Annotated in this window: 20 protein-coding genes, 2 tRNA genes and 1 other annotated feature (1 of these 23 only partly in view); of the genes, 10 read left to right on the top strand and 12 right to left on the bottom strand. The window is 58.3% G+C overall.

Annotated features, from left to right (window positions below; genetic code table 11):
* Positions 1-139 (bottom strand) — a binding site (T-box leader); it reaches 93 nt to the left of the window's first position.
* Between the two features lie 31 nt (positions 140-170).
* Complete coding sequence (locus J3351_RS11990; protein ID WP_207697828.1) at positions 171-1,961, bottom strand: bifunctional homocysteine S-methyltransferase/methylenetetrahydrofolate reductase; 1,791 nt, start codon at positions 1,959-1,961, stop codon at positions 171-173.
* Positions 1,962-2,046: 85 nt separating this feature from the next.
* Here J3351_RS11990 and J3351_RS11985 point away from each other — a divergent pair, with 85 nt between their 5' ends.
* The 6 genes from J3351_RS11985 to J3351_RS11960 all read left to right on the top strand — a co-directional run bounded on the left by J3351_RS11985 (position 2,047) and on the right by J3351_RS11960 (position 6,423).
* Positions 2,047-2,313 carry a type II toxin-antitoxin system prevent-host-death family antitoxin gene (locus tag J3351_RS11985; protein WP_207697827.1) on the top strand — a complete coding sequence of 89 codons (267 nt, stop codon included), beginning with the start codon at positions 2,047-2,049 and terminating at the stop codon, positions 2,311-2,313.
* Positions 2,310-2,642, top strand: coding sequence for a type II toxin-antitoxin system RelE/ParE family toxin (locus J3351_RS11980; protein WP_207697826.1), 333 nt, complete (start codon positions 2,310-2,312; stop codon positions 2,640-2,642). The genes J3351_RS11985 and J3351_RS11980 overlap by 4 nt, the downstream gene beginning before the upstream one ends.
* Positions 2,643-2,801: 159 nt before the next feature.
* Positions 2,802-3,407, top strand: coding sequence for a GNAT family N-acetyltransferase (locus J3351_RS11975; protein WP_207697825.1), 606 nt, complete (start codon positions 2,802-2,804; stop codon positions 3,405-3,407).
* Positions 3,404-4,669 (top strand): GTPase HflX, encoded by a 1,266-nt coding sequence (gene hflX, locus J3351_RS11970; RefSeq protein WP_207697824.1) that lies wholly within the window; start codon positions 3,404-3,406, stop codon positions 4,667-4,669. The genes J3351_RS11975 and hflX overlap by 4 nt, the downstream gene beginning before the upstream one ends.
* Positions 4,670-5,269: 600 nt before the next feature.
* Positions 5,270-5,710 (top strand): Lrp/AsnC family transcriptional regulator, encoded by a 441-nt coding sequence (locus tag J3351_RS11965; RefSeq protein ID WP_097771813.1) that lies wholly within the window; start codon positions 5,270-5,272, stop codon positions 5,708-5,710.
* Positions 5,711-5,868: 158 nt separating this feature from the next.
* Positions 5,869-6,423, top strand: a complete 555-nt coding sequence (locus J3351_RS11960) for a DUF4358 domain-containing protein (protein ID WP_207697823.1) — start codon at positions 5,869-5,871, stop codon at positions 6,421-6,423.
* 88 nt (positions 6,424-6,511) lie between these two features.
* On the opposite strand, the gene J3351_RS11955 is transcribed toward J3351_RS11960, so the two are convergent.
* Entirely contained in the window at positions 6,512-7,996 is a 1,485-nt protein-coding gene (locus tag J3351_RS11955) for a C69 family dipeptidase (protein WP_207697822.1), read from the bottom strand.
* Positions 7,997-8,082: 86 nt separating this feature from the next.
* Entirely contained in the window at positions 8,083-8,964 is an 882-nt protein-coding gene (locus tag J3351_RS11950; protein ID WP_005936512.1) for a CPBP family intramembrane glutamic endopeptidase, read from the bottom strand.
* A 177-nt stretch (positions 8,965-9,141) separates the two neighbouring features.
* Here J3351_RS11950 and J3351_RS11945 point away from each other — a divergent pair.
* The 4 genes from J3351_RS11945 (at position 9,142) to J3351_RS11930 (ending at position 11,090) form a co-directional block, all read left to right on the top strand.
* Positions 9,142-9,215: transfer RNA gene (locus J3351_RS11945), tRNA-Gln, on the top strand.
* A gap of 34 nt (positions 9,216-9,249) precedes the next feature.
* Positions 9,250-9,322, top strand: a tRNA-Pro gene (locus J3351_RS11940).
* Between the two features lie 148 nt (positions 9,323-9,470).
* Positions 9,471-10,547, top strand: a complete 1,077-nt coding sequence (locus J3351_RS11935; RefSeq protein WP_154277649.1) for a 6-phosphofructokinase — start codon at positions 9,471-9,473, stop codon at positions 10,545-10,547.
* A gap of 87 nt (positions 10,548-10,634) precedes the next feature.
* A complete protein-coding gene (locus J3351_RS11930) occupies positions 10,635-11,090 on the top strand; it encodes a DUF3592 domain-containing protein (protein WP_207697821.1) in 456 nt (151 codons plus the stop codon).
* 299 nt (positions 11,091-11,389) lie between these two features.
* On the opposite strand, the gene rfbB is transcribed toward J3351_RS11930, so the two are convergent.
* From rfbB to J3351_RS11885, 9 genes are all read right to left on the bottom strand, one after another.
* Positions 11,390-12,454, bottom strand: a complete 1,065-nt coding sequence (gene rfbB, locus J3351_RS11925) for a dTDP-glucose 4,6-dehydratase (RefSeq protein ID WP_005936500.1) — start codon at positions 12,452-12,454, stop codon at positions 11,390-11,392.
* 53 nt (positions 12,455-12,507) lie between these two features.
* Positions 12,508-13,422, bottom strand: coding sequence for a dTDP-4-dehydrorhamnose reductase (rfbD, locus tag J3351_RS11920; protein WP_097771807.1), 915 nt, complete (start codon positions 13,420-13,422; stop codon positions 12,508-12,510).
* Between the two features lie 19 nt (positions 13,423-13,441).
* Positions 13,442-14,329 carry a glucose-1-phosphate thymidylyltransferase RfbA gene (gene rfbA / locus J3351_RS11915; protein ID WP_156182605.1) on the bottom strand — a complete coding sequence of 296 codons (888 nt, stop codon included), beginning with the start codon at positions 14,327-14,329 and terminating at the stop codon, positions 13,442-13,444.
* A gap of 287 nt (positions 14,330-14,616) precedes the next feature.
* Positions 14,617-15,408: a glycosyltransferase gene (locus J3351_RS11910; protein WP_207697820.1), complete on the bottom strand. Its 792-nt coding sequence runs from the start codon at positions 15,406-15,408 to the stop codon at positions 14,617-14,619.
* 4 nt (positions 15,409-15,412) lie between these two features.
* Complete coding sequence (locus J3351_RS11905; RefSeq protein ID WP_207697819.1) at positions 15,413-17,842, bottom strand: glycosyltransferase family 2 protein; 2,430 nt, start codon at positions 17,840-17,842, stop codon at positions 15,413-15,415.
* A gap of 131 nt (positions 17,843-17,973) precedes the next feature.
* On the bottom strand, positions 17,974-19,044 hold the full coding sequence (locus tag J3351_RS11900; protein WP_207697833.1) for a sporulation protein SpoIID: 1,071 nt from the start codon (positions 19,042-19,044) through the stop codon (positions 17,974-17,976).
* Between the two features lie 154 nt (positions 19,045-19,198).
* A complete protein-coding gene (locus J3351_RS11895) occupies positions 19,199-20,518 on the bottom strand; it encodes an HlyC/CorC family transporter (RefSeq protein ID WP_207697818.1) in 1,320 nt (439 codons plus the stop codon).
* 306 nt (positions 20,519-20,824) lie between these two features.
* Entirely contained in the window at positions 20,825-23,437 is a 2,613-nt protein-coding gene (clpB, locus tag J3351_RS11890) for an ATP-dependent chaperone ClpB (RefSeq protein WP_035395067.1), read from the bottom strand.
* A 237-nt stretch (positions 23,438-23,674) separates the two neighbouring features.
* Positions 23,675-24,817: a trigger factor gene (locus J3351_RS11885; RefSeq protein ID WP_242699402.1), complete on the bottom strand. Its 1,143-nt coding sequence runs from the start codon at positions 24,815-24,817 to the stop codon at positions 23,675-23,677.
* Positions 24,818-24,996 lie beyond the last annotated feature (179 nt).

The following is a 24,996-nucleotide window of genomic DNA, read 5'->3' as shown; positions in this document are numbered from 1 at the left end:
GGCAGCTCCGAGAGCGGCTACTGGCTTCACCGCCCCTGCTCAAAAGCGACAGTGCGCAGCGCTTACCTGCCGGGCTCTCACCTGCCCCCGGCTCTCTGCAAGGCGGTTTGCCGCGCACACTCTTTCTCGTTGCATTTATACAAAGAATATAACGTTTTTTTGGCGTTTTGTCAATATGCTCCGAGAACTTCCTGCTTCAATCTGCCGATCAGCCGCTCCATCAGGGCCACCCGGTTGAAGGGGGTCATCAGGTAGAGGCCGTCCGCGTACGGCAGGGCGGCCTTTGCCATTTCCAGCGAGATGGCAAGACCCAGCTCCTCGCCCTGGGCACGGTCGAGCCCGGCAAACTTTTCAATGATCCAGTCCTCCACATGGATGCCGTTGATCTCGTTCTCCATGAAGATGGCGTTGCGCTGGCTGACCACCGGCATGATACCGGCCAGGATCTTTGCATCGGCCCCCAGCGTCTCCCGGGACTTTTTCAGGTTTTCCACCGCCTGTGCCGAGAGCACCGGCTGGGTCAGAAAGCCGCTCATGCCGTTTTCCAGCTTCTCCTTTGCCCGGCGCAGCTCCACATCAAAGTTGCGGGCGTTCAGATTCAGGGCACCGAACACGGTCATGGGGCCGGGCATCTCCCGGCCTTCCCCTGCCAGCGAGACGATGTATTGGGCCAGCTTGCGGGAGTTGAACTGGTAAACATTCTTCACCTCGTCCCGCTCTGCCGTGGGGATGGGGTCACCGGTGATGGCCAGCACCTCCCGCACGCCCTCGGCATACAGGCCCAGCAGCAGGGCCTTGGTGGCGTTCAGGTTGCGGTCGCGGCAGGTCATGTGGGGCAGAGTGCACAGCCCCAGCTCCCGGTGGACCCGGCAGGCCACCAGAGAGGAATCCATCCGGGCTTGTGCAATGGGGCAGTCGGCAATGGTCAGCAGGTCAGCGCCCGCCGCCTGCAGCTTTTTCGCCCCTTCCAGATAGCCGGTCAGGTCCGCATTGCGGGGAGAATCCAGCTCAATGGCAATGACCTTTTCCCCTCCGTTCAGCTTGCGCAGAAAAGCGTCCTCGTTTTCCACCGTCTGTTTCTTCATGGTGGAAAACTCTTCTGCCGGAGCCGTTTTTTCCACCACGGGCAGGCTGTCCAGCTCCGCCCGCAGGGCAGCAATGTGGGCGGGGGTGGTGCCGCAGCAGCCGCCCAGGATCTGAACCGTGCCCTCGGCGGCCAGACGGCCCAGCTCCCTTGCAAAGTACTCCGGCCTGCCCTGATACTTCACCTGCGTCCGGGTGACAACGGGATAACCCGCGTTGGGCATGACCGACAGGGGCAGCGTGCCCCCCAGCTGCTTTGCCAGTGTGCGCATGGCACCGGGTGCCGACACGCAGTTCAGGCCCACGGCATCAACGATGCCACTTTCCTGCATCCGCCGGGCAAGGTCTTTGCAGTACATGCCTTCCCGGGTGTAGCCGTCGGGCAGGACCGCAAAGGACACCAGCACAAAGGCATCCGGCACTTCCGCCTTGATGGCCCCCACGGCATCCAGAAGGCCCGCATCGGAGCTCAGGGTCTCGAACAGAAAATTTCTGGCTCCCAGCGCCGCGAACTGCTTTGCCACAGCCGTATATACCTGCCCCGCCGGAACCGCCTCGGTATCCGGAGCCGGGCCGAGGTCGGCAAAAACGGCGGCATCTGTCTCCTCTGCGGCCTGCACAGCCAGCTGCCAGCCTGCCTGCGCCAGCTGTTCCCAGCCGGGCGTGTGTGCCGCCGCCAGCCGGGGCAGGCTGAAGGTATTCGTCTTGACGGCATCAGCCCCTGCCGCCAGATACTCCCGGTGGACAGCCAGCACCCCCGCCGGGTCGGTCAGGTTGGCCTGCTCGCACTCCACCCCGGGAGCCGCCTTATAATAAGTACCCATGGCACCATCAAAAAGCAGGGGGCGGGTCTGTAACAGTTCGCGGATGTCTTTCATAAAATGTCTCCTTTTCCCTCAGTTCCCTCTTGCGAATATAAAAAAATTCAGGTATAATTTTGTTATGAAAGCGAGGTGTATTTTCATGCCGAAGATTCGTTCCAGCGCAGACCTGCGCAACAACTACAATGATATCTCTACCTTCTGCCACACCTACGCAGAGCCGGTGTTCATCACCAAAAACGGCAAGGGCGATCTGGCCGTGATGAGCATTGAGACCTACGAAGAGCTGGCAGGACGCTTTGAGCTTTATTCCAAGCTCCAGGAAGGTCTGGACGATGTTGCCGCCGGACGCGAGCGTCCACTTGATGAAGTAATGGCTGACCTGCGAAATCGGAGGAATCGCCGATGAGCTACTATATTCACGTCACTGATGCCGCTGAACGAGACATTCAGGAAGCTTACGACTATATTGATCTGACCTTAAAAAATCCCACCGCGGCTGATTTTCTGACAGAAAGTGTCGGAACCAGTTTACAGAAGCTCGATCGTTTTCCTAATCAGAATCCTGTTGTCCGTGATCCGTTTTTGTATGGCCTTGGCATTCACTTTATCATTGTTCAAAACTATATGGCTTTTTATCAAATCGAGGAACCCGCTCAGGTCGTCCACATTCTCCGGTTCCTCTATGGTAAAAGCAACTGGGTCTCCATCCTCAAAACCGACTTCAACACAGAATAACCTTCCACTCCCCGGGCTCCGGGGAGTTTTTTGTTGCTCTCTTCCTTCAGTTTAATAAAGTTTCGCCTCTTGTCAAGCGTTTTTTCGTGCCACAGCTTGCAGGCAGGGCAGTTTTGTGCTATCCTATGCGTAACTTTTACATGTGAGGAGAGATGTATCATGCGCCATGCAGGCACACAAACGATCGAAACGGAGCGGCTGCTTCTGCGCCCGCTGACCCCGGAGGATGCCCCCATGATGTACGCCAACTGGGCCAACGACCCGGACGTGACCCGCTGGCTGCGGTGGGAGCCCCACAAAAACGTGAACGAGACCCGGGAACTGCTGGCCGCATGGGCACTGCTCTACCCCAATGGAGATTACTACCAGTGGGCCATCGTGGAAAAATCTACCAGGCAGGTATTTGGCTCCATCGGCGTGTTCACATCCAGTTCCGCCGAGCCGGAGCGTGACCCCTGGCCCGGCTTCGACCACACGAACGGCGTGTGGGAGGTTGGCTACTGCATCGGCAAGGCCTGGTGGAACAAAGGCTTTACCACCGAAGCGCTAAAAGCAGTTGTAGAATACTGGTTCAAAAATACAGATAGTAGCTGGCTGGCCTGCTGCCATGCGTTTGAAAATCCTGCCAGCGGCCGGGTCCAGCAGAAAGCCGGCTTTATCTATGACCATGATGCAAAGTATCACAAATTTGACGGCACGCCGGTTGCCTGCAAGTGCTATGCCCTTACCCGGGAACACTATGAAGAACTGAGAGGTTTATTTTGAGCGAACTTTATGACATTTTAGTAGAAACGCCCCCCACAAAGGTCATCTTACTGGCCCTGGATCAGGGGCTTTGGGACTGTGAGCGCAGCCTGAACGAGCTGGCTGCACTCTGCGAGGCCAACCACATGGAGGCTGTGGCATCCGTGACCCAGAAGCGGCAGACCCCCGAGACCGGCATCGTGCTGGGCAGCGGCAAGCTGGAGGAGGCCGCCGCTGCCGCCGGGGAGCTGGGTGCCGAGTGTGCCGTGTTTGACGGCGAGCTGACCGGCAGCCAGATCCGCAACATCTCCACGGCGCTGGGCGGCATGGAGGTCATTGACCGCACCATGCTGATTCTGGAAATTTTCCGCAGCCGCGCCGTGACCAACGAGGGCAAGCTGCAGACCGAGCTGGCGCTTCTGCGCTACCGTCTGCCCCGCCTGCAGGGAATGGGCGAAAGCCTGAGCCGCCAGGGCGGCGGTGGCGGCGGCGGCGGTGGTGCCCGCCGTGGTGCCGGTGAGACCAAGCTGGAGCTGGACCGCCGCCACGTCCACGCCCGCATCGACGCACTGGCCGAAAAGCTGGCCGAGATGGAAAAGCGCCGGGGCGAGAGCCGCAAGGCCCGGGCCAAGACCGGAATGCCGGTGGTCAGCCTTGTGGGCTACACCAACGTGGGCAAATCCAGCCTGATGAATGCCCTGTGCGGCCCCAGCGTGGCCGAGGCCGACATGCTGTTTGCCACCCTGGACCCCACCAGCCGGAAGCTGATGCTGCCCAGCGGCATGGCCGTTCTGCTGGTGGACACGGTCGGCTTTGTCTCCCGCCTGCCCCACAATCTGGTGGAGGCATTCAAATCCACGCTGGAGGAAGCCGCATGGTCTGATGTCATCGTGCGGGTGGCGGACGCGGGCGACGACCAGCGGGAAGAACAGCTGGCCGTTACCGATGAGGTCCTGGACGGGCTGGACTGTGCCGACATCCCCCGCCTGACCGTTTACAACAAGTGTGACAAGCCCAATGCCCTGAACTTTGACCCGGACATCCTGTTGACCAGCGCCAAGACCGGCTACGGTCTGGATGCCCTACTGAAAAAGCTGGACGAGCTGCTCAGTGACCGGGTGCACACCATCCGGGTGCTGCTGCCCTATGATAAGCTGGGCCTGGCCGCCCCCATGCGGGAGCGGGGCAGCGTGCAGGTGGAGGAGTACCGGGAGGACGGGCTCTATCTGGAAGGCATCGTCAAAACCGAGGACCTGCACTGTTTTGAAGGATATTTAGTTTAAGCATCTGCTCTCCGGACGCGAATTCGGGTTGCGGCTCCCAGCATCCGCTGCGCGTTGCTTGCGTCTTGCTGGCCGCGGCCCCAACAGCAACTCCCTGTATCCGCCACTGGCGGCGGTCGTTGCCGTTGCAGGGCATTCCATCCCCCGCCCAACTGCCTGACGGCAGTCGGGTCCCACCCTCCGGACACTTGCTTTGGGAAACTCCCCGCCGTCCTATCGTCTCGAACAATAAAAAAAATCCCCAACAAACACAAAAACCCGCCTGGCAGCGGGTTTTTGTGTATAGAGGGGTGGGAAAGTATATAAAGTTGGGAATCGCAATTCAAATGCAGGCACTTGAGAAACAACGTGTTTTGCGCAGACTTTGGCGCTTACCGTGCCCCGCGATATGTATTATACGCTTTTTTCTTTTCTTGTCAAACAAAATTTTTGACATTTGCTTTAATTTAGCACTTTACATTTCGATCAAAACTTTATATAATTAACACGGAAAACACAAAAGCGAGTTTTTCCGCAGTTTATGCGATTGCGACAACAGTAAAACTTTACTTTTAAAAATTTTTGTACAATTCAACAAAAACATAAAAGGAGACCTTTCTCATGGACGATTTAGACCGCAAGATCCTCTCCCTTCTCGCAAAAAATGCCCGGATGCCCGTCAAGGAGATTGCCGAGCAGGTGGCACTGACCAGCCCGGCTGTTTCCAGCCGCATCCACAAGCTGGAGACCGACGGCATCATCAGCGGCTACACCGTGGTGCTGAACCGCCCGGCAGACCGTGTCTATGTGGACGCGCTCATCAGCCTGTCCGTCACACCCAGCCATCGGGACGAGCTGGTGGAGCTGATGCAGAACAGCAAGGAGGTGCTGCAGTGCTACCATGTCACCGGTGCCTACACCTTCCTCATCAAGGTCAGCTGCGGCAGCATGCCCCAGCTGGAGCACCTGATCCTGCAGTTCCAGAAGCTGGGCACCACCAGCACCCAGATCATCCTTTCTACTCCGGTCAACCATGGTGATCTGGAAGCGCTGCAGCTGTAAGCCGTTCACAGAACTGTTACAACTGCCGTGCAATCTTCCGGCCTTCCGGGCCGTATTCCTGATACAAGGCCGCCGTTCAGCGGCTGCATAAACGCCCCCAAAGGCGGGCAGACTGATCACGATCACCCTGCCTTTGTCAGACGAAAGGAACTACGACCATGAAAAAACGCATTCTTGCCACTCTGCTGGCTCTTGGCTGTGCCCTGCTGGTGTTCACCGGCTGCGGCAGCAAAAAAGATACCACCCCCAAAGACTACACCCAGATTATTCACGATGCCCGGGAAGCCGAGGACAATGATTATTATATGATCTTCTCCCCGGCAGAGGACGGCAAGTTCACCGCCCAGTACGGCTACAGCGCCAGCTATCCGGCGGATGACCTGAACGATGAGATCCAGAACATGCTGCTCCCCCTGCTGGACCTGCCCGAGGGCAGCTACACCGATCTTGCCGCCTCCCTCTCTGCCATGATGGTGCAGAGCTACGGCGTTGCCATCGTCAAGCCTGCTGAGGGCAAGACGCAGGAGGTCGTGGACGCAATGGATGCCTATATCCAGAACCAGCAGCAGACGATGGAGCACTACCTCGAGGATCAGTATCAGATCGCTGCCGCCGCCAAGGTGGCCACTGTCCCCACCGGCGAAGTGGTCATGGTGTGCTGTGAGAACAGCGATGCCGTGATGAACGCCATCAAGACCGCTCTGGCCGCTTAAATTATCTTTCAAAACAACAATGCCCTGTACCGTTTTGCATGGTACAGGGCATTCTTATTTCTACCAGATGGATTATATCGTTCAAATATCACATATCCGAACGAGAATATGCGTTCTTCATATTGCTGCTCAGCTCAAACAGCACCTTATCCAGCGTGTCGGCGGCGCGGGCCTTGACCTCAGCGGCCAGGGCCTCGTTGGCCTCCTGGCGCAGGGCGGCGCGGCGGGCGGGGTCGGTCTCGGCCAGCTGCTTTGCGTCATACTGATTCAGCAGGGCACGGCAGGCGGAGAGCACCCCCAGCTCATAGCGCTCGACATGGAACACCGACTTGCCATAGGAAGCATCCGCCATCGCAGCGATCATCCGGCTGACCCAGTAGAAGCTGTCGGTGGACACCTCACCGGTGGTGCCGGCCAGATAGGCTGGGGTCGTCTCCACATTGGCGTAGAAGGGCACCATGGCATTCAGGGCATTGGAGGCGTAGGCCACCCACTCCACTGCCTGCAGGTCGGCGGGCAGATCAGTCCGCAGCTGGATCAGCGCCACAAAGTCGTTGCGGTTGATGCCGATGGAGCGGTAAACGCCCCGGTTCTCTCTGGCACCGTAGCTTGCATACGGATCGTACGGCGTGCCCTGATAATGGCTGGACAGCACATACTTCACGTCTTCGGGGGTGATCTTCTTCTCAGGCACCATGCACCAGGGCAGGTCGTCGGAAGCCGGGGTATAGTCGGCATCGGGGCCATCCCAGACCCAGGTGGTGGGGTTCAGGGTACGCAGCATGTACCAGGCGCGGGGCGTGTTGTAAACGTGGTCGGAATCGGTGTGGCTGCCAAAGGCGGCACGAGGGTCGAACACGCCGTCCTGTGCCAGGTCAAGGTGATACTTTGCAATGAACTCCCTCAGGTCAGCCGAACAGAGATGGTTTTCCTGCGCGCCAAAGGCATCGTCCAGATCAAAGGCATCAATGCCCAGCTGGTTCGGCATCACCACATAACTGTCATCGGGCACGCGGCGTGCCATCCAGTGATGGCCGCCGATGGTTTCCAGCCACCAGATCTCGTTCACGTCCTGGAATGCAATGCCGTTCATCTCGTAAGTACCGTAGGTCTCCAGCAGCTTGCCCAGCCGCTCCACGCCCTCGCGGGCGGTGTGGATGTAGGGCAGCACCAGATAGACGATGTCCTCCTCGCCGATGCCGCCGGGCACCTCGGGCTGCTCCCCCCTGGCGGGCTGGTACACCACCAGCGGGTCAGCGCCCAGCACGCGGGGGTTGGAGGTGATGGTCTCGGTGGCGGTCATGCCGACATTGGCGGCATTGACACCGGCTGCGGCCCAGATCCCCTTGCCCTCCACGGCGTTGGGCATGGCGGTCATCCGCATGGGGTCACCGGGCAGCGGGATCTCCACATGGGACAGCACCGAGCGATAGACCGCCGGATGCTCCTCGGGCTGGACCACCACGAATTTCTTTGCCGTGAAATGGCCGGAACCGGAATCGTCGTTGCGGGCGATCATGGTGGAGCCGTCATAGGATGCGTTTTTACCAACCAGAAGCGTTGTACATGCCATAATATCTTCTCCTCCGAATCGAAGTATTTGTCTCTCGGTTTGCCTTGACTGATTGTAATCCTTTTTGTTTCAAAAGGCAAGAGGGCTTACCGGAGCCGTTCCCCGTTTTCCTCCGGGGCCGGAGCAGCTGCCGGGGCACAGTCCCGGCCAAAGTAGAGCGCCACCTCGCCGATCTTCTTTTTGCGCAGCAGGAAGAGAGTCGGGATAAGATAGATCAAGATCGAGAGCATCATGCTGGCATCATAGCCCGAAATGCTCTCGGCCACGTCCTCCGTGCCGTACAGGCCGCCCACCAGCATAGAGGCAATGTCCATGGCCCCGTGCAGGAACACCGTGACCCACAGGTTGCCGGTGCGGAAATAGATGGCTGCGAACAGCGTGCCCAGCGATGCCGCAAAGACACACTGCATCAGCACACCGAAGGGAGCGCTGGACAGCAGATTGGTCAGGTGGGCCGCGCCAAACAGCAGGCCCGACAGCAGACAGGCTTTCCAGACCCCCGCCCTGCCGGTGCCGAAGCGCTCCAGCAGGCTCTGGGCAATGACCCCGCGGAAGATGAACTCCTCCGCCACACCCACCAGCGCCATGCTCAAAAAGAAGCTGAAGATGCTGAACGCAGGCTGCAGCTGGCCATCCTCGGGCATCCCGAACATCAGCTTGGTATACAGGCTGTAACCGATGAGAACCAGCGGATACATTCCCACCAGCAGCCCATTGAAAAAGCCGCTGCCCCGGCGGCGGAGCAGGTACATCTTACCGGTGCGGCCCAGAATGACCAACGCCACCACCATGCCCACCGCCTCCTGCACGGCGCTGAGGAAGTAGGAGTCCACCCGTTCCAGATCCACCCCAAAGAGCACCAGTGCAAACACAATGAGATAGGATGCCAGCAGCAGGCTGCCCAGAAACAGCACCTCGGATAAAACGCAGAAGCCGATGGGATGCTTTGCGCGCAGACGTTTCAGCATAAAAATATCCTCCTGAATCTTAGTGGCTCTATTCTAACATACTTTGTCGGAAAGAGAAAGTTTTTGGCATTTTCTGCTCAGGCGAAAAATCTCAAAAAAAGTGTTGACAAGACCCGGGCCGTATAGTATAATATCCCTTGTCAGCGGCGAGCTTCAAAGCTGACGACAACAGAATGATGGGGATTTGCATAGTGGTAGTGCGGTAGACTCTGACTCTACTTGTGGGAGTTCGATTCTCTCATCCCCAACCAGAAAACCGCAGTCGCCTTCCGGCTGCGGTATTTTCGGGGCATAGCGCAGTTGGTAGCGCGCCTCGTTCGGGACGAGGAGGCCGTGGGTTCAAATCCCGCTGCTCCGATCGAAAAAGAGACATACTTCGGTGTGTCTCTTTTTTCTTTTTACAAAATTTTTTCTTGACACATTTCCCCTTTGGGAATACTCTTATAGTACCAGATATCCCCTGCTCTGCGGCGGGAAAGATCAAGAGGAAACGAGGGATTTGTGAGATGAAAAAACGTGTTGGCATCCTGACCTCCGGCGGCGACTGCCCGGGCCTGAACGCAACCATTCGCGGCGTGGCAAAGGCACTGTATGCCCGGATGGGTGATAATGTGGAGATCGTGGGCATCCTGAACGGCTACCACGGCCTGATCAACGGCGAGTACAGGGAGATGTGCGAGGATGACTTCCGCGGCATCCTGACACTGGGCGGCACCATTCTGGGTACCAAGCGCACCCCCTTCAAACTGATGCGCGTGGTCGAGGACGACAAGATTGATAAGGTCGCGGCCATGAAAAAGACCTACAAGGACGCAAAGCTGGACTGCCTGCTCTGCCTGGGCGGCAACGGCACCCACAAAACCGCCAACCTGCTCTCGCAGGAGGGCCTGAACATCATCGGCCTGCCCAAGACCATCGACAATGATATCTACGGCACCGATGTGACTTTTGGCTTCCACACCGCTGTGGACATTGCCACCGAGGTCATTGACCGCATCCACACCACCGCCGGCAGCCACAGCCGCGTGATGTGCATCGAGATCATGGGCAACAAGGCCGGCTGGCTGACCCTCTACTCCGGCATTGCAGGCGGCGCGGATATCATCCTGCTGCCCGAACAGCCCTACGACATCGACCGCGTCTGCGAGGCCGTGGAGCGCCGGGCAAAGCGCGGCTCCAACTTCTCCATCATCGCCGTGGCCGAGGGTGCCATGAACGTGGACGAGGCCAAGCTGAAGCGCAAGGAGTGGGCCGCCAAGCGCGCCGAGGCCGGTTACACCACCGCCACCAACCGCATTGCCGCTGCCGTCCAGAAAAAGACCGGCATGGAGACCCGGGTCTGCATCCCGGGCCACATGCAGCGCGGCGGCAGCCCCAGCGCCTACGACCGCGTGCTGGCCACCCAGTTCGGCAGCTATGCCGCCAAGCTGGTGGAGATCGAGCAGTACGGCGTTACGGTGGCTCTCGTGAACAACCACGTCATCTCCAACCGTCTGGAGGATATCGCCGGTAAGACCCGCAATATCCCCGAGGGCTGCGAGCTCCTCACCGTGGCAAAACGCATGGGGATCAGCTTGGGCTGAGAAATCTTTCCGGTATGACCGCAATCTTCTTCCCGGTTTATCCGTATTCCAAGTGTAACAAAACCTCGTGAAAGGAAGTGTCTCTCCATGAAAAAAATCCATAAGTTCTTTTCTAAAGATTTGCTCCATATTCTTGGTGCTGTTGGGATTTTTGTTGCTTTTCTGATTTCTATCGCCTATAAGCAAGTTGGAATCGGGGCACTCATAGCTGCGTGGCTTATTGCTATCGCAATGATCGGGGTAGCATGGATTACAGACATCCGCAAAGCAGACCTGCTGAAAAACGGAAAGATTGTTTCCGGAAAAGTTAATGCAGTAAAAAGGGTTCACATAAAATTCCACATGAGTACCTATCACCTTGCTGATGAAGATGTAATTTATCCTTGGGTGATCCGGTACCAATATAAGATTGGAAAAGACACTTATTATGGACAGTCCCATTGGTTTTGGTTCAATCCTCTCGTGAGCAAGGGAACACCTATAGAGGTGACTATTGATCCTCAAAACCCAGAAAGAAGCATTGTTGCTGCATGGGAATGTTAATAGATTGTTTCTTTCCTCTATGATGACGGAAATTCCAAAGGAGCACAATCTCCTTTGGCACACGACTTTGGTACAAAGTCTAGTATGTTACACCTCGATAGAGGTGTACCGTTCCCAGACGCAAAAAGTCCCATGCCCAGCACTTTGGCGGTGCGGGCATGGGACTTTTTGCTTTTTAGACCTAGCGGAGTGAACAGTAATCAATCCTGACATCCAGTTGCCGTGTCATTTGTTGAATACTGTTTTACGAACAGTCTGCGGATGGACGTTCTCTCTTTTTCAATATACCGAACAAGAACTTACTTATTCTTGTACATTTCCTCGTAGTATTTCTGGTAGTTGCCGCTGGTGATGTGCTCCATCCACTCCTCGTGGTCGAGATACCAGTCGATGGTCAGGACGATGCCCTTCTCGAACGGGGTCTCGGGGTACCAGCCCAGATCGTTCTTGATCTTGGTGGGATCGATGCCGTAGCGGCGGTCGTGGCCCAGACGGTCGGCAACGTGCTTGATCAGATCCTCGCTGATGCCGTCGTCCTTCAGGCGGTCGTGCAGCTGCGCGATGATGGTCTTGACGATGAAGATGTTGGGGCGCTCGTTGTGGCCGCCCACATTGTAGACCTCGCCGATCTTGCCGCCGTTGCAGACCATATCGATGGCCTTGCAGTGATCCTCAACGTACAGCCAGTCACGGATCTGCATACCGTCACCGTAGACAGGCAGCTGCTTGTGGTGCTTGACGTTGTTGATCATCAGGGGGATCAGCTTCTCGGGGAACTGATAGGGGCCGTAGTTGTTGGAGCAGCGGGTGATGTTGATGGGCATACCGTAGGTATCGTGGAATGCCATAACGAACATATCAGCGCTGGCCTTGGAGGAGGAGTAGGGGCTGTGGGGGCACAGCGGGGTGGTCTCCATGAAGTAGCCCTCGGCACCCAGAGCACCGTAGACCTCATCGGTGGAGACCTGCAGGTACTTCTTGCCTTCCTTCCAGGTCTTGGCATCGGCATCGTACCAGGCTTCCTTGGCACGCTGCAGCAGGTTCACGGTGCCCATGACGTTGCTCTGGACAAAGATCTCGGGGTTCTTGATGGAGCGGTCCACATGGCTCTCAGCAGCAAAGTTGATGACATAATCGAAATCGTACTTTGCAAACAGGCTCTCCACCAGCTCCTTGTCGCAGATGTCGCCCTGTACGAACACATGGCGGGGGTCGCCCTCCACATCCTTCAGGTTCTCCAGATTGCCCGCGTAGGTCAGCTTATCCAGGTTGACCAGCAGGATCTCGGGGTACTTCTTGAGCATATAGTGGACAAAGTTGGAGCCGATAAAACCGGCGCAGCCGGTGATCAGATATTTTTTCATAGGTTTATTCTACCTCAATTTTCAGGTTTTATCTTTTGGGGGAAGCTTTCCCCTTATTTCATCCCATTCTCGCCGTCCCAGTGGGCGAAGAAGCAGGCCAGGGCCTCTTTCCAGTCCCGCACATCGTTGCCCACGGTGCAGCGGAGCATCCGGTTGTCCAGTGCGCTCCACTTGGGGCGGTCGGCGCTTTCGGGGTGCTTGGCCTTGTACTCCTCGCTGGTGCAGGGGGCCACAGAGGCATCCACACCAGACAGGCGGATGATCTCGGAAGCAAAATCGTACCAGGAGCAGATGCCCTCACCGGTGCAGTGATACAGGCCGTACTCATGGGTCACGCAGAGCTGCAGCAGCTCGTGGGCCAGGTCAACCGCGTTGGTGGGGTTGCCGCACTGGTCGTTGACCACCTCCAGCTTGCCGAATTTCCGGCCAGCGTTGACGATGGTCTTGACGAAGTTCTTGCCGTAGTAGCTGTACAGCCATGCCGTGCGGACGATGAAGTGGCGGTGGCAGAACTGCTCCACATACTTTTCGCCCATGAGCTTGGTGGAGCCGTAGGCGCTGATGGGGCCGGGAATGGTGGCCTCGTCCTGTGCAATGCCGCCGTTCTCACGGCCGGAGAACACATAGTCCGTGGAGACATGCACCAGGCGGGCACCGGTCTTTTCGGCGGCCTGTGCCAGATTGCGGGGGCCCAGAGCGTTTGCCTTGAAGGCTGCGTCGTGGTTCACCTCGCAGCCGTCCACGTTGGTGTAGGCGGCGCAGTTGATGATGACATCCGGGCGCTGGCGGCGGATGAAGTCATCCACCATCTTATAGTTGGAGATGTCCAGCTCCGGCAGGTCCACCGGGATCACGGTGGCATTCATCAGCTTTTCGGGAATGGGGCCGATCTCGCTGCGGCCCTCCCGCAGCTGCTTGATGATCTCGGTGCCAAGCTGGCCCTTGCAGCCGGTGACGATGATTTTCATGGGTGATTCCCCTCCTGCATCAATATCTCAGTTTTCCATCGGCCACGTTCTTGAGGTGCTGGCCGTAGGGGCTCTTACCATAACGGGAAGCGCTCTCCAGCAGGGTCTCGCGGTCGATCCAGCCGTACTTGAAGGCGATCTCTTCGGGGGCGCTGATCTTGATGCCCTGACGCTTCTCGACCATGCGGACAAAGTCGGCGGCATCCACCAGGCTCTCCATCGTGCCGGTATCCAGCCATGCAAAACCACGGCCCAGCAGCTGGACATCCAGCTCGTCCTTCTTCAGGTACATATCGTTCAGGGTCGTGATCTCCAGCTCACCGCGGGCAGAGGGCTTGACCTGCTTTGCCATCCGGACCACTTCCTTGTTGTAGAAGTACAGGCCGGTGATGGCGTAATTGCTCTTCGGGTGCTCGGGCTTTTCTTCCACGCTCAGCACCTTGCCGTTCTGGTCAAATTCCACGATGCCGAAACGCTCGGGGTCCTGCACATAGTAGCCGAACACCGTGCAGCGGCCCTTGGTCTCTGCATTGGCGGCGGCAGTCTTGAGGATCTTGGAGAAGCCGTTGCCGTAGAAGATGTTGTCGCCCAGGATCATGGCGCAGCAGTCGTCGCCGATGAACTCTTCGCCCAGAATAAAGGCCTGTGCCAGACCATCGGGAGAGGGCTGGACCTTATATTGCAGATGGATGCCGTACTGGCTGCCATCGCCCAGCAGCGCCTCAAAGCGCGGCGTATCAGTGGGGGTGGAGATGATCAGGATATCCTGAATGCCGGCCAGCATGAGGGTGGACAGAGGATAGTAGATCATGGGCTTATCGTAGACAGGCAGCAGCTGCTTGCTGGTGACCATCGTCAACGGATAAAGCCGGGTGCCGGCACCGCCGGCCAGAATAATGCCTTTCATAATTTGTGCACTCCTTTATTTGTATTGAAAAAGTTGTGCAGCTATACGGGGTGAAACGCTCACCTCGTAATATTCAAAGCGGAGCTGCGTCCGCTGTCAACAAAGTTACAGGGTAAAAGTTCCGGCCGCGCGGGGCGGCATCAGATAGTTTTACACCTTATTCTACTCTCAAATCGAAAAAAAAGCAAGAAAAAACGGCCTGTTCCAGAATTTTTTCCGGAACAGGCCGTCAAACAGAACCGTTCAGCCGCCCACGGCGGCAGCACATCGCGATGGTGGAGCGTTTCTTACCACTTGAAGCCCCACTTATGGAAATACTTCAGCAGGTTTCCCGTCTGCCAGAGGGCGGGCTTGAGATCCCGGTGGGCAGCGCGGTGCCAGGCGTGGATGGCGGTATACTGGGGCACCAGATACACCTTGCCCTGAGTGCGCATCTTCTGGGTGAGATCCGCGTCCTCCACATACATGAAGTAGCTCTCGTCAAAGCCGCCCACCGCCTTGAAGGTGCTGGTACGCACACCGGAAAAGCTGCCGGTGCAGAACTCGATCTCGATGGGCCTGGTCAGGTCCTCATCCAGCATCAGGTAGTGGTCGTTCTGGCCTTTCCAGAAGCTGAGCCGGGGCAGCTGGCGGTAGAGCATGGGCCGCAGGGCGCACCGGCGCAGGGGCAGCTGCTGGGGCTTGCCGTCCGGGAACACCAGCGAGGGCCGGGCCATCACGGCATCCGGGTGGGCGGCCATCCAGTCGGCCAGATCACTCAGGGTATCAGCGGTCAGCTGGATATCCGGGTTGAGGATAAAGTGGAAATCACTGTCCAGCTCGGGCAGGATCATATTATGGCCGGTGCCAAAGCCGCCGTTCTCGGTGCGGCAGTGCACCACCACCTGCTGGCCCGGGCCTGCTGCCAGCAGGCCGTCCGCCACGGCCTGCTCCAGCTTTTTGCCGCTGCCGTCCGGGCTGGCATTGTCCACCAGATACAGGGTCACCGGGTAGCGGCGCGTGCAGTGCAGCACCGTCTGCGCCGCCTTCAGCGCCTCGTCATAGCCGTTATATACAACAATACAGGCTGATAGTTTCATCAATTCACTCCAAAGGCAGGATCTTCAGCGTGAAGTCCTCACGCTGGATATCAAAGTTGGGGTTGGTGCAGGGATCACCTGCGGCCAGCAGGTCTCCCCAGCGGGCCTGGAAGCGGAGCACCTCGCCCTGGAAGCGCTTCTGCTTTTCGGGGTTGTCCTCGGTGCCGCGGCTCTTGCTCTCGTAGTGGTAGAGCTGGGCAAAGGGGGTAAACACGTTGGTGTAGCCTGCCTCCCGCACACGGACACAGAAATCCACATCGTTGAAGGCCACGGCATAGCTCTCGTCCAGGCCGTTCATCTCATCATAGATCTCCCTGCGGATGAGCAGGCAGGCGGCGGTATCGCCGTAAACATCCTGCACATAGTTCAGCCGCCCCATGTAGCCATCGGATGCTGCCGGGAAATACTTGTGCAGGTGGCCCGCCACACCGCCGATGCCAAAGCCGATGCCGGCGTGCTGAATGGTGTCATCGGGGTAAAGCAGCTTTGCACCCACACAGCCCACCCGCTTCTGCTGGGCGTACATGACCATTTCCTCCAGCCAGTTGGGGGTGATGACCTCGGTATCGTTATTGAGCAGCAGCAGGTATTCGCCGGTGGCATACTGCTCACCAAAGTTGTTCAGGGCGCTGTAATTGAAGCCCTTGCCCTCCCAGGTCACGACCTTGAGGTTGTCCGGGTGTTCCTTCTGCATCCGCTCGTAGGCGCGGAAAGTCTCGGGCTGCTTGCTGTTGTTCTCGATGAGGATGAGTTCAAAATCCGGGTAGGTGGTGCGGGCATAGATGGAATCCACGCAGAGCTCCAGATCCCGGATGTGGTCGCAGGTGGGGATGAGGATGCTCACCCGGCCCGGGTGCTCGATGGTGTAATCGGTCTTGTAATAGCCCGGGGTGCCGGGGATGAGGGCAACATCGTCCACAGCGATCCCGCAGCGGGCATAGTGGGCCTTGAGGGCCGCAATGCCTGCGTCGATGCAGTAGGTCTTGGCGGAGATATCTGCCGCCGTGCTGCCGGGACTGGAGCGCCAGTAATACAGAGCATGGGGAATGTGAACGATCTTCTCAGCCTGCTCCGTCAGGCGAAGGAACAGCTCGTAATCCTGGCTGCCGTTGTACTCCATCCGCTCGCCGCCGCCGGCCCGCTCCATCAGGGCGCGGCTGAACACGGTCAGGTGGCAGATGTAGTTGTTGGAGCGGAGGTTGTCCAGCATGAAGTCGGGCTTGAAGTGGTAGAGCACCACATGCTCCGGCTTCCCCTCAAAGGTCGCCTCGTCGGTGTAGACAAAGTCGGCCTTCTGCTCGGCAATGGCCCTGGCCGCGTACCACAGGGCGCAGGGATGCAGCAGGTCATCGTGGTCCAGCAGGGCGATATACTCACCGGTGGCCATCTCAAAGCCCTTGTTGGTGTTGCCGGGGATCAGCTCATTCTTTTCCAGCTTCTGATACCGGATGCGTGCATCGGCCTTCGCACGGGCCTGCACATGCTGGCCTACGGCCTCGTCCTTACCGGCATCCACGCAGCAGAGCTCCCAGTTCTTGTAGGTCTGGTTCACCACGGAATCCAGCATCTCGTCCAGGAAATCCAGCGGGGTGTTGTACAGAGGCACCACGATGCTGATCTTGAGACCGGCAGGCTGATCGTTCGCCTGCCTGACCAGCAGCTCCACCGGGGCAAAGCGGTCGGCCCGCAGGAGGTTTCCCGGGAAGAGGGCGGCATACTCCCGCCTGGCGCGGGCGTGCTCCCGCACTCCCGAAATGCCGTCCCGGCGCAGCTCACCCAGCAGGACGAAAAGCGGGAAGGTGTGCCAGATCTGGCGGCTCTTGCTGACAACATACCGCATGGGCCAGGTCAGCTTCCAGAAGGTAGAGCTGGTCACCTCGTTCAGGGTCTTTTCCAGGTTCTTGGCATGGCTGCGGCTCAGGGAAAGATCGCTGCGGAGCCGCTCAATGAGGGCGGCTTCCTCGTTGCAGGTGCGCTCGGCACGCACCATCCGGTCGCGCAGGAGATCCAACTCCTTCTCATAGCCCGCGATCATCTCGGCGGTGGCAGGCTGGACCGTGCAGTACAGAGCCGACTGCTGGGCACGGCCCCGGCTGCGCCAGCGGAAATCCCGGTAGTAGCCCCGGCGGGCCAGTTCCTCGGCCCAGCCCTCAGCCACGTTGCTACCGGTAAACACCAGCAGCACCTGTCCGGGCAGCTGCGCGGGCATCTCCACCCAGGCGGGGTCCTCCACCACCAGCAGGTCTGCCTGCCGGGCAGCCACTGTAAAGGGGTTGGCATCCACGCCCGCCCGGTGCAGGGCCTTTTCCAGTGCCGGGGTCTCGGCGTTCAGCACCGCAGCTGTTGCCGGGGCCAGCTCCTCCGCAATGCGCTGTGCCAGCAGGCGGCAGCGCTCCATGTCCTGCTTTGTTTCCTTTGCTTTCTCCAACTGCATTCCGACTTCTCCACTTCACTGGGCCATTCCGCCGCCCAGACGCATTTTTACAAACTATAATAGTATACCAGATTTCGTCCCGTTTGAGAAGCGCTTTTCCGCATTTCCTGCGCTTTCCGGTGCAAAATTTATTACAGCCCCAGCAGGCTCCACAGCCAGCCGAACAGGCCGCCGTTCGAGCTGCCGCTGCCCACCGTGCCAAAGGACACGCCGGTATAGTAGTGGCGCAGGATGTCCCGGTAGCCCATGCCCTGCTCCTGCGCATAGCCCACCATGCCGCACTGGCTCATGCCCACACCGTGGCCGAAGCCATAGTAGTTCATGCAGGGGGTTCCGTTCTCGTCCGCGCTGAAATCAAAGCAATAACGGGAGGAAACGAACTGGCCGATGTAACGGTAGCTCTTTCCGTTCGAGACAAAGGTATTGTACTGGACAAAGCCGCCCAGATCCTTATGAGTGGTGTCGGCGCTCTCGTAGGGCTGGCCGGTCTTGCTGTCGTTATATTCGATGTAGCGGTAATCCTTGCCGATGATCCGGCGCATCAGGTTGTGATACTGCTCCTCGTAGGGGCTTTCCACGCTCTGCAGATAGGGCACATCGGTGCCCCAGGCATCCAGACCGGAGCAGGTGCCGTACACGCCGGTCTGGGTGTTGTACCCCGCGCTGGCCGACCACACTGCATCGATGACGCTGCCGTTGCAGGTCAGCACCTCGTCCTTGACCTCAGAGACTGCCCTGCGGATGGCGCTGCGGGCAGAGGAAGGGATCTGATCCACGGGGGTGTACACCAGCGCGTTGGCCGAAGAGCCGTATTTCTTGTGGTATTCCAGATAGGAGTGGATGGCCACCGCCTGCGCTTTCCACGCCTGCTGTGCCGCCGCGTCACTGACATAGCTGCCGATGGAGCCCAGCTCGGTGTAGGTGATGCCCACCAGACAGTCCTCAAGATCCAGGGTCACGTTCCGGCGCAGGCCCTGCCCCTTGACGTTCAGGTAGGGCATGGTGATGGTATCGCCAGAGCCGAAGAGCCAGCTCAGGCAGTTTTCCTCCTCGTCCGGGATCAGAGTAGTGTTGGCACCGCCCATGGTGGTGGCACCGGCGGGCAGGGTATCCCCTTCCGCTGCAAAGGCGGCAGGCACTGCCATGCAGAGCAGCACCACCGCCAGCATCAGCGCCGCACACCGGCGCACAAACTTCAACATCCGTTTCAAGTTCCTTGTCCTCCTGCGTTCTGTATTTTATTCAGTTTAGCACAGTGCAGGGCCGCGGGCAAGGACTTGAATCAAGAAAACGCCGCCGGGCAGAGCCAAAAGCTCCACCCGGCGGCGTTTCACTGTTTCTATCTTATGCTTCCTGTCAGCGGCTCTCCCCGCGCTGTGCAAGGCGGGAGAAGCGCTTCTCCTTTTCGTCGTCCTTCTCGGCATCCTCAGCCGGGGCGGCGGGAGTCAGGCGCACTTCCGTCACGCGGCGCTTGGCGGTGCGGGTAACAACACCATCGTACTCGCCCAGGGTAAAGCGGTCGCCTACCTTGGGCAGATGGCAGGTCTTTTCCTGCACCAGACCGTTGACGGTATTGGAATCGATATCCTCTTCCTCCGGCAGGTCGAGTTCCTCATACAGATCATCGACGCTGGCAGAGCCGGACACCAGCCAGCTGCCGTCCGACTGCTTGCGGAAGTCCTCGGTGACCTCGTCGTGCTCATCCCAGATCTCACCCACCAGCTCCTCCAGGATATCCTCCAGCGTGATGATACCCTCGGTGCCGCCGTATTCGTCCACAACAACGGCCAGGTGGTGGTGCTGCTCCCGGAGGGTGCGCAGCAGCTGGGAGATCTGCGTGGAGCCCGTGGTATACAGGGTGGGCACCACCAGATCATCGATCTTGGTCGCCTTTTTCAGGCGGGCGATATAGAAATCCTTTTCATGTACCACACCAATGATGTTATCAATGGTACCGTGGTAGACAGGCAGACGGGAGTAACCGGACTCCGCAAAGGTCTGGGCCAGCTCCTCCAGCGGGATATCATCCTCCACAGCCACCACATCCACACGGGGGGTCAGGATCTCCTCCACCTCCACGTCATCGAACTCGATGGCGCTGCGGATGAGCTCGCTTTCCCGGTCAGTCAGTTCGCCGTCATTTTCAGCCTCGCTGACCATGGTCATCAGCTCACCCTCTGTGATGGTATCGGCCTCGCCGCTGTGGACAAAGTGGCCCAGCAGCTTTTTCCACTGGGTGAACAGCCAGGTCAGCGGGGTCATCAGGGCCATCAGGAGCACAAGGAAGGGCGAGACTGCCGTGGCCACCTTTTCCGGCATCTCCTTGGCCAGGCTCTTGGGAGTCACTTCGCCAAAGATCAGCACAATGATCGTCAGCACAATGGTAGACACCGTAGCGCCCCGCTCGGCACCCAGCATCTGGGTAAACAGGATGGTGCCGATGGAAGCAGCGGCGATGTTCACGATATTGTTGCCGATGAGGATGGTGGAAAGCAGCTTGTCATACTGCTCCGCCATGGCCAGCACCCGGGCGGCAGAGGAATCACCGTCCTCGGCGCGGCTTTTCAGGCGGATCTGATTCAGGGAGGAAAATGCGGTCTCGGATGCGGAGAAAAAGGCGGAGAAACCCACCAGGATCACCAGCGCTGCCCAGAGCGTCATACTGCCATCGTCCATAATAAAGGAAAATCACACTCAACTTTCTGTTTTTTATTAAAGAACGGACTCCCTCAGTCTGCTTCGCAGCCAGCTCCCTCAAAGAGGGAGCCTTGCCGCACGGTCAGCCTCCCTCACCGAGGGAGGTGGCATCGCGCAGCGATGACGGAAGGAATTCTTTCCTAGGGATACAAAAATGTGCTTTCCACCGTGGCTGTTCCGCGATGAAAAGCACATCAATGTTACTTGTTATAATATCATATTCCGCACCCCCATGCAAGCATTACAGCCGGCACAGAGGTACAAAACTGGTAAAACTGTGGAAAATCATTTCAGCACAAGGGCATTTCCGTCGTAATCCACGGTCAGGGTGCTGCCCTCGGCATAGCGGCCCTGAATGATCGCCTTGGCGATCAAAGTCTCCACCCGGCTCTGGATGAACCGTTTGATGGGGCGGGCACCATAGACGCTGTCGTAGGCAGAATCGATGATGTAGTCCTTGGCGGCGGTGGTCACGTCCAGATTCAGATGCTTGCCCTCGTCCATGCGGCTGCGCAGGTCTGCCAGCTGCAGATCCACGATCTTGCGCATCTCGTCCTTGGTCAGGCTCTTGTAGTAGACGATCTCGTCCAGACGGTTCAGGAACTCGGGGCGGAACTTGCTCCTCAGCAGCAGGTCGATCTGATGCTTTGCCTCGTCGCTGAGTTCGTTGGAACCCTGTGCCCGGCGCTGCTCCAGATCGTTCAGGATGATGTCACTGCCCAGATTCGAGGTCAGGATGATGACCGTGTTCTTGAAGTCCACGGTACGGCCCTGGCTGTCGGTGATGCGGCCATCGTCCAGCACCTGCAGCAGGATGTTGAACACATCGGGGTGGGCCTTTTCCACCTCATCGAACAGCACCACGCTGTAGGGTTTGCGGCGGACAGCCTCGGTCAGCTGGCCGCCCTCCTCATAACCCACGTATCCCGGAGGCGCGCCGATCAGGCGGCTGACGCTGAACTTCTCCATATACTCCGTCATATCGATACGCACCATGTTGCGCTCATCGTCAAACAGAGCCTGTGCCAGCGCCTTGGCCAGCTCGGTCTTGCCCACACCGGTGGGACCGAGGAAGAGGAAGCTGCCGATGGGGCGGTTGGGGTTGGCGATTCCGGCGCGGCTGCGCAGGATGGCCTCGCTCACCTTGGTCACGGCCTCGTCCTGACCGATGACTCTCTTGTGGAGCACATCGTCCAGATGCAGCAGCTTCTCGCGCTCGCCCTCCACCAGCTTCTCCACCGGGATGCCGGTCCAGCGGGCCACGATGCGGGCGATTTCCTCGTCGGTCACACGGTCACGCAGGAGGCTGTCCTCCTTCTTCTCGTTGGCCAGCTTTTCCTCCGCTTCCAGCTGTTTCTGCAGCTCGGGCAGCTTACCGTATTTCAGCTCAGCAGCCTTGTTCAGGTCATACTCACGCTGGGCTTTCTCAATGGCGGCATTGGTCTGCTCGATCTGCTCACGCAGGGTCTGTACCTTGCCAATGGCGTTCTTCTCGTTTTCCCACTTTGCCTTCATGCTGCGGAACTTATCCTGCAGCTCAGCCAGTTCCTTTTCCAGCTCATGCAGGCGGCTCTGGCTCAGGGCATCGGTCTCCTTTTTCAGGCTGACCTGCTCGATCTGCAGCTGGGTGATGCGGTGGGCCAGATCATCCATCTCGCTGGGCATACTGTCCATCTCAGTCTTGATCATGGCGCAGGCTTCATCCACCAGGTCGATGGCCTTATCCGGCAGGAAACGGTCGGTGATATAGCGGTCAGAGAGGGTTGCGGCGGCGATCAGCGCATTATCGCTGATCTTCACGCCGTGGAACACCTCATAGCGCTCCTTCAGGCCACGCAGGATGGAGATGGTGTCCTCCACCGTGGGCTCATCCACCTGCACCGGCTGGAACCGGCGCTCCAGAGCGGGGTCTTTTTCGATATACTGGCGGTATTCGTCCAGCGTGGTCGCGCCGATGCAGTGCAGCTCGCCCCGGGCCAGCATGGGCTTGAGCAGGTTGCCCGCATCCATGGCACCGTCGGTCTTGCCCGCACCCACGATGGTGTGCAGCTCATCAATGAAGAGGATGATCTTGCCCTCGCTCTTCTTGACCTCATTCAGGACGCTCTTCAGGCGCTCCTCAAACTCGCCGCGGTACTTTGCACCGGCCACCAGCGCACCCATGTCCAGGCTGAACACGGTGCGGTTCTTCAGGTTCTCGGGCACATCGCCGCGCACGATCCGCTGGGCCAGGCCCTCGGCGATGGCGGTCTTGCCAACGCCGGGCTCACCGATCAGGCAGGGGTTGTTCTTGGTCTTACGGGACAGGATACGGATGACATTGCGGATCTCCTGATCACGGCCGATCACGGGGTCCAGCTTCTGCTTCCGGGCCAGATCGACCAGATCCTGGCCATATTTCTGCAGGGCGTTGTAGGTATCCTCGGGGTTGTCGTTGGTCACGCGCTGGTTGCCGCGCACGGCAGTCAGCTGCTGCAGGAACGCATCCTTCTTGATGTTGAAGGCGCGGAACAGCTCCGTGGTGTTCTGGGTCGGCTCATCCAGCAGGCCCAGGAACACATGCTCCACACTGACGTATTCGTCCTTCATGGCCTTAGCTTCCCGGGCGGCGGCGCTCAGGACTTTATCCGTTGCCTGCGAGATATAGACCTTGTCCGGGTCACGGCCGGAGCCGGACACCCGGGGCAGGGCCGACAGCTTTTCGGCCACGGCAGCGGCAAAGCTGCCCGGATCCACGTTCAGCTTCTGCAGAAGCTGCGGGATCAGGCCCTGCTCCTGCGAAGCCAGGGCGTGCAGCAGATGCTCCGGCTCCAAAGCGTTGTGCTGGTACTCCACAGCCAGCTGCTGGGCAGCCTGCAGAGCTTCCAGTGTTTTCTGCGTATATTGATTGGTATTCATAGAATCGACCTCCATTCGTACCGGAAGTGTTATTTCAGCAGTCTTTCAGATCGATTGCCATTTCATTTTTAGCACTCTATCTATTCGACTGCTAAAACTATACTCCAAACACCCCACTTTGTCAATAGGGTTTTCGATGGTACGGCAACAATTCACAAATTGTTTGCAAACAAGACAAAAATGCCGCCCCGGCAGACCCGAAGCGGCACAAGTTCTCTTGAGATGGGGGCAGGGCACTCAGCTCACCACTGCGCTTTCCGTCAGCGCATCGGTGACGGCATCCATCAGGGCGACCATGGTGCAGTAGTTCTCACCATAGGTGCCGGTGTAGGAGGAATAGGTATCGATCTGCTCCTGGGTGGGCACGATGTCCAGTGTCTCGGCCACTGCCTGATAGAGCAGAGCCTCCTTGGAGTAGGTGGTGATGCTGTCGCTCATCCCCTCCAGCAGGTCATCGGCGTTCTCATAGCCAGCGGCGGTCTGCACAAAGCTGTCCAGATCGTAGCCGTAGTAGTTGGCCATGGTGTAGTAGTAGTTCAGGCACTGGTTCACCTGATAATCGGTGACCTCCTTGGGCAGCTCCTTGAAGGTGGAGTTTGCCAGCAGGTCGTCCATGATGGCGTTCTGCAGGTTGGTGTTGTAGAGCATCTTCTGGTAGAGCGCCTTCAGCTCCTCCACGGTGTGAACATCATCGCTCTCGCCGTAGTTCTCGGCCACCCACGCGTCGGTCAGCTCGGGCAGGACCTTCTCGCTGATGTAGTTCAGGGTAACGGAGAACACAGCCTTTTTGCCGCTCAGGACAACGGTGTTGCCCTCGGAATCGGTAGAATCGCTGTATCCCTCCGGGAAGGTCACGGTGACATCAAAGGTCTCGCCGGGGGTGTGGCCTACGATCTGATCCTCAAAGCCATCGATGAAAGTACCGCTGCCCAGGGTCAGGCTGTAGCCGCTGTAAGTGCCGCCGCTGAACGCAACGCCATCCACGGAACCGGCATAGTCGATGTTGACGGTATCACCGTCCGCTGCGGCACGGTCCGTTACCTGCTTCTCGGTGGCGTGGTCGCTGAGCAGGCTGTCGATCTCGCTCTGGATCTCCTCCTCGGTGGGCTCGATCTCAGAACGCTTGAAGGTAAGGCTTGCAAAGTTCTCGGGCAGGGTGACATAGTCAAGCGCTTTCACACCCTCCCAGTAGCCATTCTCGTCCAGACCGCTGCTGTAGGAGAAGTTCTCGTAATCGTAATCTTCCGCGCTGCCGTAAACAGCGGCGGCTGTGCTGGAAGCGACAGAAGAAGAATCAGCGGACTTGGAGCAGCCTGCTGCGCCCAGCACCAGCGCACCGGCGCAGAGCAGGCAGACTGCCTTTGTGATGATCTTTTTCAAAATAAAGTTCCTCCTGTTGGAACATCGGCATCCCGCCGGGTTCAGATTCGGGTCGCATAGTACAGACCTTATTATAAAGGGCAAAAGTGAAAAAGAAAAGAATTTTGCAGAAATTCCACAAATAGAGCGCCGGGTTTGTCCGACTTTTGCGGGGCACCGGCCGAAAAAGCGGCTTTTCC

The sequence above is a fragment of the Faecalibacterium sp. Marseille-Q0746 genome (genome assembly GCF_017377595.1).
Taxonomy (GTDB): Bacteria; Bacillota; Clostridia; order Oscillospirales; family Ruminococcaceae; genus Faecalibacterium; species Faecalibacterium duncaniae.
Note: the sequence above shows the minus strand (reverse complement) of the source record. Positions and strands in the feature narration are given on the sequence as shown.